Below are 18,755 nucleotides of genomic sequence, written 5' to 3' on the forward strand. Positions count from 1 at the left end.
AGTTAGATTTTCCAAGTTATTATGGATTTTCGTTAATTATTTGCTAGTAGACTAACGTAATGCTGTGTTGTATATTCTACGAGGAGAAATAAATGTGCGGAATTGCAGGGTTCATTAATGACACCCCAATTAACGTCAAAAGCCAAATTGTAAAAGATATGACAGATGTGATTGCGCATCGTGGTCCTGACGAGTATGGAACTATGATTGACGAACACGCAGCACTTGGTTTTCGTCGACTTAGCATTATAGATCTTCACGGTGGATCCCAACCTATGTACAACGAGGATGGGAATCTTGCAGTTACTTTTAATGGCGAGATTTATAACTACAAGCCACTTCGCGAAGAACTTATTAAAGCTGGTCACACTTTCCATACTGATTGCGATACAGAAGTATTAGTGCACGGATACGAAGAGTGGGGTAAAGGCTTACTTAATCGTTTACGCGGAATGTTTGCATTTGTTATTTGGAACAAGAGTACTCAAGAATTGTTTGGCGCTCGCGACCATTTCGGTATTAAGCCTTTTTATTATGCGCAAATGAACGGTACTTTTATGTACGGATCCGAAATTAAATCTTTACTGCGCCATCCAGATTTTAAGAAGGAACTTAACGAAAATGCGCTTAAGCCGTTTATGACATTCCAATATCCTGCAATTAACGAAACTTTCTTCAAAGGCGTTTTTAAGCTTCGTGAAGGTAATTGCTTTACGTATAAGAATGGCGAAATGAAGATTGAGCAATATTATGATCCTAATTTCAAAGAAACAAAGCAACGCTTGAATGAATTAGTTGATTCTATTGATAAAACAGTTTGTGATTCTGTTCAAGCTCACCAAATTGCGGATGTTGAAGTTGGTTCGTTCCTTTCTTCTGGAGTTGATTCAAGTTATGTTGCCGCTGTTGCACGCCCTGAACACACATATTCTATTGGTTTTGCCGGTGGAAGATACAATGAATCCAAACAAGCAAGCGAATTGGCAAAAATTATTGGCTTAAACAATAAATCTGAAATTATTGACGCCGCTGACGCATTCCGTTATTTCCCACAAATTCAGTGGTATTTGGACGAACCTGATTCTAACTTCTCTTGCGTCCCATTATTCTTCCTTGCAAAATTAGCTTCGCAAGATTTACGCGTTGTGCTAAGCGGTGAGGGAGCAGATGAATTATTTGCAGGATACATTGATTATGGTGTTCACACGCGTTCTAAACTTATTAAAGTTGTGACTCGCATGCTTGCAAAGTTGCCAAAAAAGTTGCGTTACGCGATTGGTCGAGCTGCAAAAGGAAAGCATTTCCACGGAGCATGGCATTTGTACGCTAATTTGGCTCCAGCTGAGGAGCATTTTATCGGTCAGTCAAAGGTTTTCAATGAGGAAGATGCTGTAAAACTTTTGAAACCTGAGTATCGCAAAGGTCCTAGCGTTCGCAGCATCGTCGATGCTATTTACAATAGAATTGCTGGTAAGGGACTTTCTGAAGTCAAGAAAAAGCAATATCTTGATATGCATCAATGGATGCCAGGAGATATTTTGCTTAAGGCAGATAAAATGACTATGGCACATTCTTTGGAGCTTCGCGTGCCTTTGCTTGATCGCGTTCTTATGGATGTTGCAGAAAAAGTTCCTACTAAATATTTAATTACTGACGAAAATACGAAGTTTGCTTTCCGACAAGCTGCGTCCCGTCATTTGCCAAAAGCTTGGTATGACAGAGAAAAGCTTGGTTTCCCTGTGCCAGTTAAGGATTGGTTGCGCGAGGAACGTTTTTATAAGATTGTGCGTAAGACGTTTGAAAGTGACGATGCTGCTAAATTCTTCGATAGAGATGCTTTACTTCGTATGATTGACGATAATTATGCAAAGAGAAATGACGATCGTCGTAAGATTTGGACAGTTTACACATTCCTGACTTGGTATGATGTGTACTTTAATCATGATGGATTGAAGCCTGAGCCGATGCAGTTAGCGTAGAAATCGCATAGTTCTAGCTTTGATTTGCGGCAGTCAAAACACATTTCGTGTGTTGGCTGCCTTTTTGTCAAGGCTTCTAGTAAAATAGATATTCGGCTTGAGTAATCAAGAAAGTGGGATGTCCCCACCTGGAAGCCTACTGTGGTTTCGGGTTCATGACTTCGGTCACGCAAGTTAGCTCTTGTGCTGCTTGCTGCGCTGTTATATAGCGTTTTATTGATATGAAGTGGTGAATCTTAAGCTCTTGGACTTCTTGGTGTATTACATCTTACAAGTATTTAGAAGGATTGGAGTCATCATTAGCGACGAACCACGCATTAACGAGGAAATTCGAGTCCCTCAGGTGCGCCTTATTGGTCCAAAGGGCGAGCAAGTGGGAGTTATCGCAACCTCTGTCGCGTTAAACCTTGCAAGGGAAGCTAACCTCGATCTTGTCGAAGTTGCACCTACTGCTAAGCCTCCAGTAGCCAAGCTTATTGACTACGGTAAGTACAAGTACAACGAAAAGATTAAGGCTCGTGAAGCACGTCGTAATCAGACCGTCGCAGAAGTTAAGGAAATTCGTTTCCGTCTCAAGATCGACGATCACGATTTCGATGTGAAGAAAGGTCATGTGCTTCGTTTCTTGAACGGCGGAGACAAGGTAAAAGTAACTATTATGTTGCGTGGCCGTGAGCAATCTCGTCCGGTTGGTGGCGTTGAATTGTTGCGCCGACTTGCAGATGAGGTCTCTGAAAGTGGCACAGTAGAGTTTGCGCCAAAGCAAGAAGGTCGAAATATTATTATGACTCTTGCTCCAAAAGGCAAGAAAATTCATACACAGTCTGAGCAGCGTCGTCGTGGCGCTGAATCTCGCGCTGAGCGTCAAGCTCGTCAGGCTGCTCGTCTTGCAGCTAAGCAAGAGGTTCAGTCACAAGCTGCAGCTGCAGTAAATGCTATGCAATCCGATCAACATCATAAGGAGGGCAGCAATGCCGAAGATGAAAACTAATTCCGCAGCGTCCAAGCGCGTTCGTCTTACCGGTACCGGTAAGGTGATGCACGATGGTAGCGCCATGCGCCACAACTTGGAGCACAAGTCGGCTCGTAAGCGTCGTGCTCTTTCTGAAGATAAAGTATTGGCTACTGCGCAGAGCAAGAAGCTTAAGGGCTTGCTCGTTAAGTAAGTAACAAGTAAGAATTGCTCGTAAACGAATACGCAATCGAAAATTTTTAAGAAAGCTGAGGAATACTTATGGCACGAGTAAAGCGCGCAGTAAACGCTCACAAGAAGCGTCGCGTTGTTCTTGAGAGGGCTTCTGGTTACCGCGGTCAGCGCTCCCGTCTTTATCGCAAGGCAAAGGAACAGCTGCTCCACTCATTTACTTATAACTTCCGCGACCGCAAGGCTCGCAAGGGTGATTTCCGCAAGTTGTGGATTCAGCGCATTAACGCAGCAGTTCGCGCTGAAGGCATCACTTACAATCGCTTCATTCAGGGATTGCACTTGGCAGGCATCGAATTGGATCGTCGCGCTCTTGCTGAGCTCGCAGTTTCCGATATTGAAGCTTTCAAGGCTGTTGTCGAAGCTGCTAAGGCTGCATTGCCAGCTGATGTAAACGCTCCAGTTGAAGCCTGATTTTGCTTTAATAGAGTTCTATTTTAAGCCCACCAATTTAGGTGGGCTTTTTCTTTTAAATCAACAAATTTACTTATTAGCTATAATTGTTTATATGCGCTCAAATCTTGATTCTGACAATAGGAAAAATAATATTCCTGAAGAGTTTGCACTTCATATTCAACGCTTTATTGCGCATATTGATATTGAGCGTGGTCTTTCTAAAAAAACAGTATCTGCATACGCTTCAGATTTGCAAGATTACACATGCTGGCTTTACAACGAACGAAAAATAAAAGATATTACTACTATTTCTCAATTAGATATTGAATCATACATTCGAACTTTGAATGAATTAGGGTTGGGAACTAGAACAGTTGCGCGTCGACTTGCAAGTATTCACGAGTGGCATCGCTTTATGCTTGCGCATGGCGACATACAAGCTGACGTTTCAGCGCAAGTAAAAGCTCCAAAACAAGCCGAGTATTTGCCAGATGTTTTAAGTATTGAAGAAGTAAATAGAGTTATTGAAGCTGCAGGGAATTTTGGAAGTTCCGATGCTATTTCGATTAGAGATACCGCGCTTCTCGAGTTTTTATACGCTACTGGAGCGCGAATTTCGGAAGCAGTTGGCGTAAAATTCGAAGATATTGATTTAAATGAGTCTGTTGTAAAACTTACTGGTAAAGGCTCTAAGCAGCGTTTAGTCCCGATTGGTGGGTGTGCTGTTCGTGCTCTTCGTAACTATATGGAGAAATCTCGCCCAGAATTAGCGTTAAAGGGTAAACGTGAATTGCACACAATTTTCTTAAATAAGAGAGGTAATGCACTTTCTCGCCAATCAGCATGGGAAATAGTAACGCAAGCTGGCGAGCGCGCAAAACTTGACAAACCATTGTATCCGCATACGTTGCGGCATTCTCTCGCTACGCATCTTATTGCAGGTGGTGCTGATGTGCGCACAGTTCAAGAGTTGCTTGGACATGCTTCAGTTACAACAACTCAAATTTATACGCATATTAGCCCTGACGCATTAGTTGAAGCTTACGTAATGAGCCATCCTCGAGCTAAATAATTTTATGCTCAGAGTTTCGTGAGTATACCTGTTGATAAAGTGGGGAACATGCCTACTGATTTACTTGGACGCGAATACGAGACTTTTCATGCACCAGAGCCGTTAACTTCACACGGTCCTGCTCGCATTATTGCAATGTGCAACCAGAAAGGTGGAGTTGGTAAAACTACAAGCTCCATTAATATTGCTGGCGCACTAAGTCAGTATGGTCGTCGCGTTTTGATTGTTGATTTCGATCCGCAAGGTGCAGCAACAGTTGGACTTGGAATTAACGCAAATGCGCTTGATAATACAGTTTATACGGCATTATTTGATTCGTCTGTAGACGTTCACGACGTAATTCGTCATACTGAAACAGAAAATATTGATATTATTCCTGCAAATATTGATTTATCCGCAGCTGAAGTTCAGTTAGTAACTGAAGTAGGACGAGAGCAAATATTAGCAGGTGTATTACGCAAAGTGCGCGACGAATACGATGTTATTATAGTCGATTGTCAGCCTTCTCTTGGCTTGCTTACTGTAAACGCGTTAACGGCAGCTGATGGTGTGATTATTCCACTTGCTGCAGAGTTCTTTGCTCTTCGAGGCGTGGCTCTTCTTATGCAATCAATTGAGAAGGTACAATCTCGTATTAATCCAAATCTTAAAGTATTTGGAGTTCTTGTCACTATGTACACTCGCACACTTCATAGTGAGGAAGTGTTGCAGCGCATTTATGAAGCTTTCCAAGATCGCGTTTTGCACTCTGTGATTTCGCGATCTATTAAGCTGCCAGATTCTACAGTTGCTGCAGTTCCTATCACTATTTTTGCTCCTGAACACAAGACTGCAAAAGAGTACCGCGAAGTTGCGCGTGAGCTTATTGCTAAAGGTGTTGTTGCTTAAGTTCTTGTTGTTCTGCGTTAGTGTGTATTAAAAGCTGTCTGCGCTCGCTAGTAAAATCGGTGCGGTTTGGCAGTTTACCTATTTGGGTGCTTGTCAATAATGTATATAGCTACTGTTTCAGCCGATATTTATAGCTTAAGCGGTTGCATGTTAATAATTACTTAAACGCGAAGAAATGGAAGAGGTTTGTGATGACTGTTCGCGGTGATATTCGAAATGTGGCAATTGTGGCGCACGTAGACCACGGTAAGACCACTCTGGTAAACGCCATGCTTCAGCAGTCGCACGTATTTTCTGAGCGCGAAGAAGTTCCAGATCGCGTTATGGATTCCAATGATTTGGAACGCGAAAAGGGCATTACTATTCTTGCTAAGAACACTGCTGTGCAGTACACAGGTCCATTAGCTGAAAAGTATGGCCATCCAGAAGGTATCACTATTAACGTTATTGATACTCCAGGTCACGCTGATTTCGGTGGTGAGGTCGAGCGTGGTATCTCTATGGTTGACGGCGTTGTTTTGTTGGTTGACGCTTCTGAAGGTCCTCTTCCACAGACTCGCTTTGTGCTTCGTAAAGCTTTGGAAGCTAAGCTTCCTGTTATTTTGTGCGTAAATAAGGTAGATCGTCCAGATGCTCGTATTGAAGAAGTTGTTGGCGAATCTACAGATTTGCTTCTTGGCTTGGCTCAGGATGTTGTTGAGGAAGGTATTGACCTCGATCTCGACGCTTTGCTTGATTTGCCAGTGATTTATTGCGCTGCTAAAGCTGGTTATGCTTCTGTTAATCAGCCTGAAAATGGTGGTTTGCCAGATAACGATAATTTGGAGCCATTGTTTGATTCTATTATTTCGAACATTCCAGCTCCTGAATACGAAGAAGGTGCTCCTCTTCAAGCTCATGTTGCAAACATTGATTCCTCTGACTTCTTGGGGCGTCTCGGTTTAGTGCGAATTTACAACGGAACTTTGGAAAAGGGCAAGACTTACGGTCTTTCTCGCGTCGACGGTTCCATTGAAAACTTCCGTGTTTCTGAGCTTCTTCGCACTCAAGGTTTGGAGCGCACTCCTGTAGCTTCTGCAGGTCCTGGCGACATTGTTGCTGTTGCTGGCGTAAACGACATTATGATTGGCGAAACTATCGTTGACCAAAACGATCCAAAGCCGCTTCCATTAATTCATGTCGACGATCCTGCAATTTCTATGACTTTCGGAGTAAACGATTCTCCTCTTGCTGGAACTGAAGGCAAGGATCATAAGCTTACTGCTCGTATGATTAAGGATCGTTTGGATCGCGAGCTTATTGGTAACGTTTCTATTAAGGTTATTCCAACTGAGCGTCCAGATGCTTGGGAAGTTCAAGGTCGTGGCGAGCTTGCTTTGGCTGTGCTAGCTGAGCAGATGCGTCGCGAAGGCTACGAGCTTACAGTTGGTCGTCCTCAGGTTGTTACCAAGACTATTGATGGTCAAATTAATGAGCCTATGGAAAGCACTACGATTGACGTCCCAGAAGAGTACATGGGTACCGTCACTCAGCTTATGGCTGATCGCAAGGGTCGCATGGATTCTATGAGCAACCACGGTTCTGGTTGGGTTCGTTTGCAATTTACTGTTCCTTCGCGTGGTCTTATCGGTTTCCGCACTGCTTTGCTTTCTGCTACTCGCGGAACTGGTATTGCAAGCTCTATTTCCGCCGGTTATGCTCCATGGGCTGGTCAGATTGTGACTCGTCAGAATGGTTCCATGGTTTGCGACCGTAAGGGTGTTGCAACTCCTTATGCTATGCAGCGTTTGCAAGCTCGTGGCGTCTTCTTCGTTGACCCACAAAGCCCGGTTTACGAGGGACAAATCGTTGGTATTAACAACAAGCCAGACGAGTTGGATGTAAACATTACGCTTGCTAAGCACATGACTAACATGCGTTCTTCAACCGCTGATGTTCTCGAGACCTTAACTCCGCCAATCAAGATGAGCTTGGAAGAGTCTCTTGACTTTGCTAACGAAGACGAATGCGTGGAAGTTACACCTGAAGCAATTCGCGTGCGCAAGATTATTTTGAGCCGTGACGAATGGTATAAGTGGCGTGCTAAGCAGCGTCGTCAAAACAACAACGCTGCATGATAATCGCAATATACCAATTAGTAATGGAACGTTAGGTTTTATTATGTCGTCGAAACCGTGGTCGCATCGCTTGCCTTCGTGGGGCAGGTATGCGACCACGTGTGTTTCTGCGCTAATATGCGCGTTGATTGGTACTTTTGCTCATCACTGCGGTGCAGTGGATAATATTCCTTACGGATTCGTATTGTCTATGCTTTTGCTGTTTTTGTCTGCTTGGTGTGCAAGATCTCGTAGTGGTTGGAGTGGATTACTTATTCACGCAATAGTTTTCTCCGCGTTTGCTTGGATTCTCGCATTAGATTTTATTGGCAGTGCAATTCTAGTACCTGTTGGTTTCACAATACCGTTGCCATGGTGTTCGCAATATGTGGGATATTTGTGGCTTTACGGTGTTCTTGTTGCTCACTTAATTTTGCTTTGTATACCTCAGCGTTGGTTTGTTATTGAATAGTGAAATGAGCAAAGAATTTGCAATAATTTAAGCGTGACTTCGCTGTGAATTTTGCATACAAAGAAGTATTAAGCAGTATTTTTTACAATAGTCTTGCTTACAATATTCTTAACTGCAACAGTTTTTAAGGAATACTCATGAATAGTAGTAACAGTAAGTGCTCACGTAAATTATGCTATTTAGGGCCGGAAGGTTCTTTTACTCATCAAGCAGCTTTAAAAGTTCAGCAGCAGTTACAATCATTTGAGAATTTGCAACTTATTCCAACTGCTTGCGAGAATGTTCTTAGTATTGCTAGTGAAATCGAAGAGCATCACCATTGGGGTGTTATTGCGTGGGAAAACAATATTGAAGGCGTTGTAATACCTAATTTAGATTTACTCATTGAGGCAAAAAATATGGTTGGTATTACTCGAATAGGCGTCGATATTAGTTTTGATGCTGTTGTTTGCAAATCAGATTCAATCGATAACTGTTCTACTATTGTTGCTCACCCTCACGCGTTGGCGCAATGTCGTAAGTTTGCTCAAGAGCGCGGTTTACAAGAAAAAACTGCGTCTTCAAACGCTGCCGCTTGTAGGGATTTAGTTCCTGGCGAAGTTGCTTTATGTCCTAAAATTTGTGCTGATTTATACAATAGGCAGATTGTGAGTGAAGCAGTTGAAGATTTTTCTGGCGCGCGCACTGAGTTTTTAGTGCTAGCTCCTCGAGATCAGGCTTTAAATTTTGTTAATACGCAGCGAGAAAACTTTTCATCATTTTCCTCAATTATTGCGTTTATTCCTCGTTACACAGGTGCTGGAGTGTTAGCAAATTTGCTTGACGTTGTGCGCGATCATGGTCTTAATATGACTTCCTTTATGTCTAGACCGATTAAAGGGCAAGGCGGTTTATACAGTTTTATTGCAACTGTTGATGCTGCTCCTTGGGATTCTACGTGTAAAGCTATGATTCAAGAGGTTGTTGAACATGGTGATTGGGTTCGAGTTTTAGCAGTGTATTCTTCTGATAAACGCAAGAATCCGGTGATGGATGATTGGATGCTACCTCATGGTGGAGTGTGTGTTGAGCCTTCAGTTGATGCTTTGCGTAATTTGAACGTATTGCGTGCAGAAAGAGAATTATTATGGTAGAAGATGCTGAATTTTCGCAAAAATTTTCTGTTGGCATTGTAGGTCTTGGTCTTATTGGTGGATCTCTTGCAAAACGACTTGCTAAACTGGCAAATTGCAACGTATATGCATGGAATCGTCATAATGAGCCTTATGACGAAGCTAAAAGTTTAGGAATTACTTGCGTAGAAAAAGTGCAAGATTTAGCAAAACTTCGTCCAAATGTTTTGATTTTATGCAATGCTTTAGCCGCTATGCCAAGTATTTTGCATGAAGTTGCACCTTATATTGACAAATCTTGCACAACTATTAGCGATGTTGGCAGCGTAAAAACTTTAGTTCGAGAGCAAGTAAAAGATGCAGGTTTGCAAGATTGTTACGTTGGTGCGCATCCGATGGCTGGTAGTGAATTTACTGGTTGGAAAGCTTCTAGTGATGAGCTTTTAAATGGTGCTTTGTGGGCTTTAACTGTTGATGATTCTACTGAGTTTTGGCGAGTTTGCAATATTTTGCAAATGATTGTTTCGCTATGCAAGAATCGCGCAATAGTTTTGGATGATGCAACGCACGATAATTCTGCAGCTCTTATTTCTCACATGCCTCATGTTGTTGCAACAGCTCTTGCAAACGTATTATGTGAACAATCTAATCGTGCTATTGCTTTACAACTATCTGCAGGTTCCTGGCGAGATATGACACGAGTTGCTCTTACTGATCCTCAACGCACTCGTGCTATGGTAAGTGAAAATCGGCATAATACTGCGAAATTATTGCGTTCCGTAATTTCTGAGCTAACTTTTGCTGCAAATATGTTAGATAATGATGTTGAAACCGCGGATGCTTTAGAGCAAGAGTTTTTTGCTAAAGCTCAATCTTGGAGAGAATATAAATACTTGCAGCGCAACTCGTCTAAAACTAGTATGCAACAAAGCGATGCTGCAAATAGCAGATTGTGGAAGTATGATTCTCAAATCAATTGGCAGCAGGAATTATTAGAATCCGCGCGCTTAGGAGAATCCATTGTTGAACTTTCCGGATTTAACACCAACGAATCTTCGCAACTGCTGTTGCGTTCAGATAGTTCCTTGAGAAATGTGTAAAACTTGCTCCTTATCAGACAATTCTACAGACTAAGCGGCTTTTGGAATTTGCGCTCTGGCATTGGCTTTAAACGGTAAATAGTTTTGGCATCAATGAACATTTCTTCGGCAGCTCTAGTGCCGTTTGCTGCAGGATCTCGAAGCAAATGAAGCATTGCCCCATCCCACTCGAGCACGTGCCCAATTACATCGTGATACTCTATTTTTTGCGTTCCATCGTTATTTTCTTCTATAATTTTGTATGTTCTTACTACTATGCGCGTGCCTGCAGGTATTCGCTGTGGTAGTGTAGTCAAGTTTTTTATACGTGTTTCCATAACATGCTCCTTGTTGTATTATGCATGTGACTGACGCGTATGGCAAACGTTTATAAAGTTACGCAAGGGTGATTAAGCATGGAAAATAAGCGAGTGGCTTCCAATAGTTTCGTAAATTTTCCTGCCAAATATGCGAGTTTAGTAGATGATTATATTGAGTACGCTAAGGCAAATAAAGGCTTAGGGGAGCGCACGAATCGGGCTTACGCAAGTGATATTAAACAGTGTTTAGCATGGTGTAATCGCCACGGTTTTAAAAATATTTCAGATCTTACTACAGATGATTTGCGCTCTTGGATGGCAGACGCTTCTAGAAATCATGCTCGTTCAAGCTTGGCTAGAAAAGTTGTTGCTGTGCGCGGATTTTTCGCATGGTGTCAGCATGTTGAATACATAAGCGGTAATCCTGCAGAAATTTTAATGACGCCAAAAATTAAAAATATGCTACCATCTGTTTTGGATGAATATCAAGCAGAATCATTAATGAATAATGTTGATTCTAAAGCTAATGTTTCAACTTCGTGTCCCAAAAATCAGAAAGCTGTAGGACTTCGCAATGCTGCAATTCTGGAGCTTTTATATGCGACTGGTATTCGTGTTGGTGAGCTTACTAGTTTAAATATTCAGGATATTAATTTTTCCTCGCACACTATAAAAGTTACTGGTAAGGGAAATAAGCAGCGTGTTGTGCCTTTTGGGGTTCCTGCTTATAAAGCTTTATCTGCTTGGATTTCTAAAGATGGACGAGAAATTTTATTGCGAAATTCTGTTGAAGAGGCAGTATTTCTTGGTACTCGCGGAAAGCGTATTGATCAGCGTTTGGTAAGGCAGATTGTGCATGACGAGGCTAAAAGTGCGCATGTTCCGGATATTTCTCCTCATGCTTTGCGGCATAGTGCTGCTACGCATATGTTGAATGGTGGAGCAGATCTACGCGAAGTGCAGGAATTATTGGGTCATTCATCGCTTAATACTACTCAGCGTTACACTCATGTTTCTATTGAATCTTTAAAACGTAAGTATTCTCAAGCTTTTCCGCGTGCATGATAGTAAATGTTTTAAGTATTCAATTATTYNATAGCTAAAGTTTCATAGCTAAAGTTTTATAGTTTTGGATTAACTACAGACTTTTCAATAGCAACATCTTCAACGCCCCACTTCTTCAAGATATCCTTGTAGACGCCGGACTTCATAAGCTTATCAATGCCAGCTTTTACAGCCTTCAGCATCGCTGCATCACCCTTTTTAACAGCCGCTCCCATTGGTTCAGAATCCTTGCTGTTTTCCAAAATTTCAAGCTTTCCAGGATTTTTAATTGAAGCGTAACCTGCAACAGGAGTATCTGCATACATAACATCAGCGCGACCGGAAAGAAGTGCAGTAGTTGCGTCAGTTTGCTCCTTGAAGCTCATGATTTCAAGAGGCTTATTTCCTTTAGCTGCGCACTGTTTCTTTGCTTCTTCCATAATAGGTTCGCCAACAGTTCCAGTTTCCAAAGTTACTTTCTTGCCACAAAGGTTCTTTGGATCTACTTTAGTAGGATTTCCCTTACGCACTTCAAAAGACAAACCTGCGTTTGCATAAGTAATAAAGTCTACAGACTTCATACGTTCAGCATTTACTGTAAAACCAGAAATACCGACATTATATTTGCTTCCTATTGCTGGAATAATTGAGTCAAACTGAGCATGCATAATTTTTGCTTTTAAGCCCATGACCTTTGCAAGAGCCTTCGAAAAATCAATTTCGTAACCTACAGGAGTTTTACCGTCTGCAGCAAAGAATTCTGCAGGGGCATAACTTACGTTTACACCAACAGTTAACTCTCCTGTTTTTGCAACTGGTGCTGGTACCAAGGCTGCAACAGCATCATCTTTTTGCACATGACTTACATCATAGCTACGAGCAACATCAGGGTCTGCTTCTTTAGAATCAGCAGGTCCACATGCAGCAATACTGCCAATCATTACTAAAGATGCAACAATAGCAACAGGCTTCATAGATTTAAACATAGTTCTTCTCCTCATGTATGTACTAAGAATCTATAATTTGCATTAATGTGTATAACTATACACGATAACCCTACAAATTCAACAGCCTTTTATACGATTATTGAATATACAAAGATACTCATGCGGTACATCTGCACAATAATTATGCTTTTCATAAACAAAAACTGCATATTATTCGCAATAATGTATAATATGTGCGTGTCGCATTGCCTCACTTTTTATCACGTGCGAAGCAAGCAAGTGTTTCACAAACGCATAAAAAAGAAGCGTCAACTCTTAATCAATACTACGAGAACGCAGATTACGGTAACGCATTTCACGCAAAGCCTCTCGCTTATCTTGCTCCTCACGCAAAGCCTGACGCTTATCAAATTCCTTTTTACCGCGCGCTAAAGCAATTTCTACTTTTACGTAGCTTCCCTTAAAATACAAACGCAAAGGCACAACAGTGTAGCCTTTCGCCTCAGTTTGCCTAGAAAGCTTAGCAATCTCAGCAGCGTGAAGCAGAAGCTTACGCTTGCGCTTAGGAGCATGATTATTCCATGTGCCGTTTAAATATTCAGGAATATTTGCTCCTTCAAGCCACATTTCACCACGACGATCAATATTCACAAATGATTCAGCTAAAGAAGCACGCCCTTCGCGAAGTGACTTAACTTCAGTACCAGTAAGAGCAAGACCTGCTTCATAACAATCTTCAATTACATAATCATGATGCGCTTTACGGTTTTGTGCCACAGTAACAGTGCCATCTTGCGCAGGCTTATTTGCCATAATTCCCCTCCAGTACACATCACACACAAAAGAAACTTGCCATAAGATACTACTATCTTATGGCAAGAACAATAAGTCGTAAACTTACAAAGTTTTCAATTTCAACAAATTGAAAACTTTGAAGTACTTATATTTAATAATGCACATACTCGTAATCGCCTGGATTATAAATAGTTTCATAAGCAGGGAATGTCGAAAAACCAGTTCCACCTTCAGAAATAAGAACTGATCCATCAGCATTCACACGTTCCACAACCGCAACATGTCCATATTGCCAATCAGCATTCCAATTACCAACACGTTGACCACGAGCAAACACCATAACAGCACCAACATGTGGAATTCTATTAACTAAATATCCAAACCTACGACCAGTATTCGCCCACTCAGCACCATTACCCATGTAGGAGCCAACAGGCAAACCAAGTTGCGAACGACGCAAATAAGCCCATAACGTGCATTGACGAGCAGGATAAGCAGAACCACCAACAGTGTTTCCAGTATTATGCCCGTAGCAGAACTTAGAACCTTCTGCGCAATTTCCAGGAACAGTATAATTCATACCATTAGCAGCACCATTAGAAAGTTGCATCGGAGGAAGGTAAACATTCTTTCCAGAGCTTCCATTCAATTGCTGGCGATTACCAGCATTCGGATCAGCCTTAGCGAATGACTTATTAGCAAGAGCACGCGCTTGAGCATCGATGGCAGATTTCATTGCTACAATTTCTGCAGCCTCACGCGCAGACTGAGAAGTCAAACTACTCTTTTGACCTTCCAGCTGCTTACGAATCTCTTCACCATGATCTCGCAAACTTTGCAAGGACTTTTTGCGATCATTGGCGGCTTTCGCAGCGATTTGAGCACTTTGCGCTTGAACATCCGCCTGCTGCTTTAACTTGGTTATTTCTGCTTCAATAGCAGCCAAACGCTGACGACGATTCATAGAAGTATTCAACTTAATAGCAGCATCATTAGCAGCATTTGCTTCACTTCTAGCAACAGCAGCCTCGGATTGTAACTTTCCAACAAACTGTTCTGTAGTAGTTGATTTAGTCACAATATCCATAACATTAGATGCCTGAGAACCATGGAAACTCTTACGAGCAAGCTGTGCTACAGCAGCCTTAGCATCATCAAAATCTTCACCAGTTTTTTTAATTTTCTCTTCCAAATCACGCTTATCTTTTTGTGCAGACTCTAGACGCTGCTGCGTTGATTCTACAAGACTGCGCGCCTGAGAAGCTTGCTCTTCTGCTTGTTGAGCAGCTCGTATTTGATTTGGAATTTTATGCTCATTTAAATCATTCAATTCAATGATCTTATTTGCAAGTTGTTTACTTACACCAGCAAGTTGGTGCTTCAAATTCTCGTTTCGTTGTATTTTGCGCCTATATTCCTTCATGTTGACAGCACTTGCTGTAGACGCATTAAATAATGCACCAGCAACACCAGCAAACATCATTGAAATAGCAACTATTAAACTCACTACAGTGTGAGTGCGTCGAATTGCATACATGCTATGTCGATCTTCGCTCATATCACTTCCCTTTCAACATCACTATTGCGAATTATACCGTAATGCAAGGAATCACGCGAGTTTCTACTTCAAATCTTCTAAAATATTACTTTCACAATGCTCATGCGAAAATAACGCAAATAATTACGCACCTATTATTTTGCATTTTAAGCTTTTAAGTATCGCCTCAAAGCAATAGCAGAAGCAACTATAGATAACACTACTGCACCAGCTACAAGTATTGGAACGCATAGCCACACAGTTGTTTGAGTAACAAATGGCATCCAACGCACATTCTGCGCAAGCCAATCAGTTACAAAAACTTTAACTACTAAACTTAGCGCAGCACCAGCAAGTAAAGAACCCACAAACGACGCGAACGCTCCTTCAAGAAGAAACGGCATACGAATAGTCCAGTTAGAGGCACCAACTAAGCGCATAATTTCGGTTTCTTGACGACGGCTAGCAGCAGACATTCGAATCGTAGTGCCAGTAAGCATAATCGCTACAACAACCATAACTGCTGCAAGCACAATTGTCACAACAGTAGCGCGATTAAGCACACTGAAAACAGGATCAAAAATCTGACGCTGATCAACAACTTCTTCCACACCATCGCGTCCAGAAAGAACTTCTGAGACAACCTGATATTTCATAGGATTAGTAAGCTTCAAGCGCAACGAATCTTGCATGTCTGCCGCAGTTAAAGTACGTCCTTGATACATTCCGTTAGGATATTGCTTTAAGAATGTGTTTTTATAAAATTCATTGCGGCTAACATAAGTGATATTTGAAACATCATCGCCTAATTCTTGGTGAATAATATGCTCCAATTTTACAATTTCGGCATCAGTAGGTGCTTTTCCAGAAGCACAAGAAGGAGATTGGCTAGTTCCATCCGGGCACAGCCAGGCAACCACTTCTACTTTGTCATACCAGTCACCTTTTGCCTTGGTAATCTGCGCTTGCATAAGCACTGAAACACCAATAAAAAGGAAAGAAATGAACGTTACAAGCATAACCGAAAGAATCATCGAAACATTACGACGCAAACTAATGCAAGTTTCGGAAAAAATAAATCGTAAACGCATTACTCTGCTCCTTCAGTTTTATTAATGTCATTATTGCTATCGTCAACACTAATGTTCTCATTATTAGTATTTTCAGCTGCAACAGGTGGCTTAGGCGGAGCTGGAGGCATAGGAGGAAGCTGAGATTTACGCTCAGATTCAACATCGGATTGTAACTTACTTTCTGCTTCTGACTGCAACTCATCGCCGGTTTCGGATTGTGATTCTTCGCTCACTTCAGAGTTTTCAGTAGATTCAGTAGATTCATTAGTTTCAGCAGTTTCGTGAGATTCGTGAGATTCATTAGTTTCTGCAGTTTCGTGATTATCAGTAGTCTCAGTAGTCTCAGTAGTATTAGCAGTTTCTGCAGTTTCAGAATTTCCGGCAACTTCAGAGGATTCTTTATTATCTTCCGAAATCTCAACTTCTGAATCATTCTCTTCAACATCTTCATTATCGTTTGAAGAAATCAATCCTCGTCCCCAAGTCATCGTTGTTTCCAAAGACTGGAACACTTCGCCGTAACGACCAGTTCTGCCAGAATGAACAGACTGAGCCAAACGTGCGATTCCTTCATTTTCTGAAGTGTCACTCTTCAACGATTGCGTTACCATGTCAACAACTTCACGCGCCTGAGCAGCACGTTGAGCTTTTTTAGAAAGCCTCTTATGACGTTCAGTATGCTCAGATTGAGCAATTGACTTTTGAGCATCGCGATCTGATTGATCTTGAGAATTTTCAACAGTTTGTTGTGCTTTAGAATTATGCTCAACTTCACTATCTGGGAAATACAATGCAGAATCATATGATCCTTCACGCTCATCACGCACAATTTTTCCAGCATGAAGCTCCACAACTCGCTTACGCATTGAGTTCACAATTTCCTCATTATGCGTAGCCATAACAATCGTTGTGCCAGTTCGGTTAATAGCATCCAAAACTTCCATAATTCCAAGAGAAGTAGTTGGATCCAAATTACCAGTAGGCTCATCTGCAAGAATAATTTGAGGGTGATTGACGTATGCGCGAGCAATTGCAACTCGCTGCGCCTCACCGCCAGAAAGCTCGTGTGGGTAATTATTTTCTTTACCAGTCAAACCAACCGTTTCAAGAACACGAGGAACAAGTGAACGAATCGTAGACCGACTCGTGCCAATCACTTCCAAAGCAAAAGCAACATTTTGGTAAACTGTTTTATTATTAAGCAGCTTATAATCCTGGAAAATAAAGCCAAGAGATCTACGATACTGCGGCACTTGTCGGTTAGAAAGTCTGCGCAAATCGTTACCAGCTACGTGAATTTCCCCACCATTTGCTTCTTCTTCACGAAGCAGCAAACTAAGCAATGTAGTTTTACCAGAACCGGAAGCGCCAACAAGAAACACAAAATCTCCGCGATCTACATGCAAAGACACATCGTCTAATGCAGGACGTGTACCTCGAGGATATATTTTTGACACATGATCTAATGAAATCAGCGACATTGTTTCAATTCCTTCCGAAGATTATGTGTAATTGTTGGTTTTTAGTTCTAGCTTTAGTTTTATTTAAGATTCTGCTTCAGCTTCTTTTTGAGCTGCAACTCGCTGCTCGTGACGCCAACGAATGCCAGCTTCAATAAAACCGTCAATATCGCCGTCAAAAACAGCTTGAGTTTGTGAAGTTTCGTAACCAGTGCGCAAATCCTTCACCATCTGATAAGGGTGAAGCACGTAAGAGCGCATTTGATCTCCCCAACTTGCCTTAATATCTCCAGCAAGTTCCTTCTTTTTTGCAGCTTCCTCAGCATGCTTAAGCACAAGCAAACGCGATTGCAAAACTGCCATTGCAGCGGCGCGGTTCTGAATCTGACTTCGCTCATCTTGCATAGAAACAACCAAGCCGGTTGGCAAATGCGTAATACGAACAGCAGAATACGTAGTGTTCACGCCCTGACCTCCTGGCCCTGAAGCCTGGAAAGTATCCACGCGAATATCCGAATCTGGAATATCAATATGATCTGTAGCTTCAACCAAAGGGATTACTTCCACTGCGCTAAAGCCAGTCTGTCGACGGCCTTGATTATCGAATGGCGAAATACGAACCATTCTGTGAGTACCGCCTTCTACAGAAAGACGACCATACGCGTACGGGGCATCCACTTGGAAAGTAGCGGATTTAATACCAGCTTCTTCCGCATAAGACGTGTCCATCATCTTAGTTTTGTAACCGTTTCGCTCAGCCCAGCGCAAGTACATACGAAGAAGCATTTGAGCAAAATCAGCAGCATCCACGCCGCCCGCACCAGAGCGAATCGTAACAACTGCAGAACGAGCATCATATTCGCCGTCAAGAAGAGTCTGAACCTCCATATCGTCCAACTCGTGAGCAATATTTCCAAGCTCTTCTTGAGCCTCGCTCATAGAATCAGCATCGCCTTCTTCTTGGCCAAGCTCAATTAAAGTCTTAGTATCTTCAATGCGCTGATCTACAGCTTGCAAACGCTTCAACTGAGACTGAGCCGCGGAAAGCTTACTCGTAACCTGCTGAGCATGCTCAGAATCATCCCAAAGTCCAGGCTCTGCAGCCTGCTTTTCTAAATCAGCAATCGTAGCCTTCAACGAATCGACGTCTAGTGCTTTAGAAATCGAAGAATACTTTGCTTCAACATCATTTAATGCTTGGGAAAAATCAAATTCCGCCATTTACTTAAAGTACCTCTTTACATACCTGTTTTACGCAATTACTACTCGCAAAATACTTAC

Annotated in this window: 18 protein-coding genes; 11 read left to right on the forward strand and 7 right to left on the reverse strand. The window is 42.0% G+C overall.

All coding sequences use genetic code 11. The features are described from left to right. Positions 1-92: 92 nt before the first annotated feature. The 10 genes from asnB to A5295_RS00165 all read left to right on the forward strand — a co-directional run bounded on the left by asnB (position 93) and on the right by A5295_RS00165 (position 10,319). A complete protein-coding gene (gene asnB / locus A5295_RS00120; RefSeq protein ID WP_064621386.1) occupies positions 93-1,979 on the forward strand; it encodes an asparagine synthase (glutamine-hydrolyzing) in 1,887 nt (628 codons plus the stop codon). Between the two features lie 253 nt (positions 1,980-2,232). Next, on the forward strand, positions 2,233-2,970 hold the full coding sequence (infC, locus tag A5295_RS00125) for a translation initiation factor IF-3 (RefSeq protein ID WP_064621401.1): 738 nt from the start codon (positions 2,233-2,235) through the stop codon (positions 2,968-2,970). Beyond that, positions 2,951-3,145, forward strand: coding sequence for a 50S ribosomal protein L35 (gene rpmI, locus A5295_RS00130; RefSeq protein WP_004128670.1), 195 nt, complete (start codon positions 2,951-2,953; stop codon positions 3,143-3,145). Before infC ends, rpmI begins: the two co-directional genes overlap by 20 nt. 68 nt (positions 3,146-3,213) lie before the next feature. Further along, a complete protein-coding gene (rplT, locus tag A5295_RS00135; protein WP_004105106.1) occupies positions 3,214-3,597 on the forward strand; it encodes a 50S ribosomal protein L20 in 384 nt (127 codons plus the stop codon). A gap of 94 nt (positions 3,598-3,691) precedes the next feature. Next, on the forward strand, positions 3,692-4,651 hold the full coding sequence (xerD, locus tag A5295_RS00140; protein WP_064621402.1) for a site-specific tyrosine recombinase XerD: 960 nt from the start codon (positions 3,692-3,694) through the stop codon (positions 4,649-4,651). A 48-nt stretch (positions 4,652-4,699) separates the two neighbouring features. Further along, positions 4,700-5,539, forward strand: coding sequence for a ParA family protein (locus tag A5295_RS00145; protein WP_004110398.1), 840 nt, complete (start codon positions 4,700-4,702; stop codon positions 5,537-5,539). A gap of 191 nt (positions 5,540-5,730) precedes the next feature. After that, complete coding sequence (typA, locus tag A5295_RS00150) at positions 5,731-7,656, forward strand: translational GTPase TypA (RefSeq protein ID WP_064621387.1); 1,926 nt, start codon at positions 5,731-5,733, stop codon at positions 7,654-7,656. Positions 7,657-7,699: 43 nt separating this feature from the next. After that, positions 7,700-8,107, forward strand: a complete 408-nt coding sequence (locus tag A5295_RS00155; RefSeq protein WP_064621388.1) for a hypothetical protein — start codon at positions 7,700-7,702, stop codon at positions 8,105-8,107. A gap of 137 nt (positions 8,108-8,244) precedes the next feature. Next, positions 8,245-9,240: a prephenate dehydratase domain-containing protein gene (locus A5295_RS00160; RefSeq protein ID WP_064621389.1), complete on the forward strand. Its 996-nt coding sequence runs from the start codon at positions 8,245-8,247 to the stop codon at positions 9,238-9,240. After that, on the forward strand, positions 9,234-10,319 hold the full coding sequence (locus A5295_RS00165; RefSeq protein ID WP_064621390.1) for a prephenate dehydrogenase/arogenate dehydrogenase family protein: 1,086 nt from the start codon (positions 9,234-9,236) through the stop codon (positions 10,317-10,319). The genes A5295_RS00160 and A5295_RS00165 overlap by 7 nt, the downstream gene beginning before the upstream one ends. 23 nt (positions 10,320-10,342) lie before the next feature. On the opposite strand, the gene A5295_RS00170 is transcribed toward A5295_RS00165, so the two are convergent. After that, positions 10,343-10,636, reverse strand: a complete 294-nt coding sequence (locus tag A5295_RS00170) for a DUF6725 family protein (RefSeq protein WP_064621391.1) — start codon at positions 10,634-10,636, stop codon at positions 10,343-10,345. A gap of 78 nt (positions 10,637-10,714) precedes the next feature. On the opposite strand from A5295_RS00170, the gene A5295_RS00175 reads away from it, so the two are divergent. After that, on the forward strand, positions 10,715-11,683 hold the full coding sequence (locus tag A5295_RS00175; RefSeq protein WP_064621392.1) for a tyrosine recombinase XerC: 969 nt from the start codon (positions 10,715-10,717) through the stop codon (positions 11,681-11,683). A 56-nt stretch (positions 11,684-11,739) separates the two neighbouring features. Here the strand turns inward: A5295_RS00175 and A5295_RS00180 are convergent, their stop codons facing one another. The 6 genes from A5295_RS00180 to prfB form a co-directional block, all read right to left on the reverse strand. Beyond that, positions 11,740-12,648 (reverse strand): ABC transporter substrate-binding protein, encoded by a 909-nt coding sequence (locus tag A5295_RS00180; RefSeq protein WP_004108432.1) that lies wholly within the window; start codon positions 12,646-12,648, stop codon positions 11,740-11,742. A 276-nt stretch (positions 12,649-12,924) separates the two neighbouring features. Beyond that, positions 12,925-13,422, reverse strand: a complete 498-nt coding sequence (gene smpB / locus A5295_RS00185) for an SsrA-binding protein SmpB (protein WP_004107461.1) — start codon at positions 13,420-13,422, stop codon at positions 12,925-12,927. Positions 13,423-13,555: 133 nt separating this feature from the next. Continuing rightward, positions 13,556-14,962 carry a CHAP domain-containing protein gene (locus tag A5295_RS00190; protein ID WP_064621393.1) on the reverse strand — a complete coding sequence of 469 codons (1,407 nt, stop codon included), beginning with the start codon at positions 14,960-14,962 and terminating at the stop codon, positions 13,556-13,558. 146 nt (positions 14,963-15,108) lie between these two features. Then, entirely contained in the window at positions 15,109-16,032 is a 924-nt protein-coding gene (gene ftsX / locus A5295_RS00195; RefSeq protein ID WP_012914381.1) for a permease-like cell division protein FtsX, read from the reverse strand. Continuing rightward, positions 16,032-17,495: a cell division ATP-binding protein FtsE gene (gene ftsE / locus A5295_RS00200; protein ID WP_012914382.1), complete on the reverse strand. Its 1,464-nt coding sequence runs from the start codon at positions 17,493-17,495 to the stop codon at positions 16,032-16,034. Before ftsE ends, ftsX begins: the two co-directional genes overlap by 1 nt. 63 nt (positions 17,496-17,558) lie before the next feature. Further along, positions 17,559-18,695 (reverse strand): peptide chain release factor 2, encoded by a 1,137-nt coding sequence (gene prfB, locus A5295_RS00205; RefSeq protein WP_012914383.1) that lies wholly within the window; start codon positions 18,693-18,695, stop codon positions 17,559-17,561. Positions 18,696-18,755: the final 60 nt, after the last annotated feature.

The sequence above is a fragment of the Gardnerella sp. 26-12 genome (assembly GCF_001660745.1).
In the GTDB taxonomy this organism is placed as follows: domain Bacteria; phylum Actinomycetota; class Actinomycetes; order Actinomycetales; family Bifidobacteriaceae; genus Bifidobacterium; species Bifidobacterium swidsinskii.

Bases quoted from the DNA above. Each gene is read 5' to 3' on its own strand.
- A5295_RS00175 (WP_064621392.1), top strand. From the start codon at position 10,715: ATGGAAAATAAGCGAGTGGCTTCCAATAGTTTCGTAAATTTTCCTGCC.
- A5295_RS00170 (WP_064621391.1), bottom strand. From the start codon at position 10,636: ATGGAAACACGTATAAAAAACTTGACTACACTACCACAGCGAATACCT.
- smpB (WP_004107461.1), bottom strand. From the start codon at position 13,422: ATGGCAAATAAGCCTGCGCAAGATGGCACTGTTACTGTGGCACAAAAC.
- A5295_RS00180 (WP_004108432.1), bottom strand. From the start codon at position 12,648: ATGTTTAAATCTATGAAGCCTGTTGCTATTGTTGCATCTTTAGTAATG.
- A5295_RS00165 (WP_064621390.1), top strand. From the start codon at position 9,234: ATGGTAGAAGATGCTGAATTTTCGCAAAAATTTTCTGTTGGCATTGTA.
- ftsX (WP_012914381.1), bottom strand. From the start codon at position 16,032: ATGCGTTTACGATTTATTTTTTCCGAAACTTGCATTAGTTTGCGTCGT.
- rpmI (WP_004128670.1), top strand. From the start codon at position 2,951: ATGCCGAAGATGAAAACTAATTCCGCAGCGTCCAAGCGCGTTCGTCTT.
- A5295_RS00145 (WP_004110398.1), top strand. From the start codon at position 4,700: ATGCCTACTGATTTACTTGGACGCGAATACGAGACTTTTCATGCACCA.
- typA (WP_064621387.1), top strand. From the start codon at position 5,731: ATGACTGTTCGCGGTGATATTCGAAATGTGGCAATTGTGGCGCACGTA.
- prfB (WP_012914383.1), bottom strand. From the start codon at position 18,695: ATGGCGGAATTTGATTTTTCCCAAGCATTAAATGATGTTGAAGCAAAG.
- xerD (WP_064621402.1), top strand. From the start codon at position 3,692: ATGCGCTCAAATCTTGATTCTGACAATAGGAAAAATAATATTCCTGAA.
- asnB (WP_064621386.1), top strand. From the start codon at position 93: ATGTGCGGAATTGCAGGGTTCATTAATGACACCCCAATTAACGTCAAA.
- A5295_RS00160 (WP_064621389.1), top strand. From the start codon at position 8,245: ATGAATAGTAGTAACAGTAAGTGCTCACGTAAATTATGCTATTTAGGG.
- rplT (WP_004105106.1), top strand. From the start codon at position 3,214: ATGGCACGAGTAAAGCGCGCAGTAAACGCTCACAAGAAGCGTCGCGTT.
- A5295_RS00155 (WP_064621388.1), top strand. From the start codon at position 7,700: ATGTCGTCGAAACCGTGGTCGCATCGCTTGCCTTCGTGGGGCAGGTAT.
- A5295_RS00190 (WP_064621393.1), bottom strand. From the start codon at position 14,962: ATGAGCGAAGATCGACATAGCATGTATGCAATTCGACGCACTCACACT.
- ftsE (WP_012914382.1), bottom strand. From the start codon at position 17,495: ATGTCGCTGATTTCATTAGATCATGTGTCAAAAATATATCCTCGAGGT.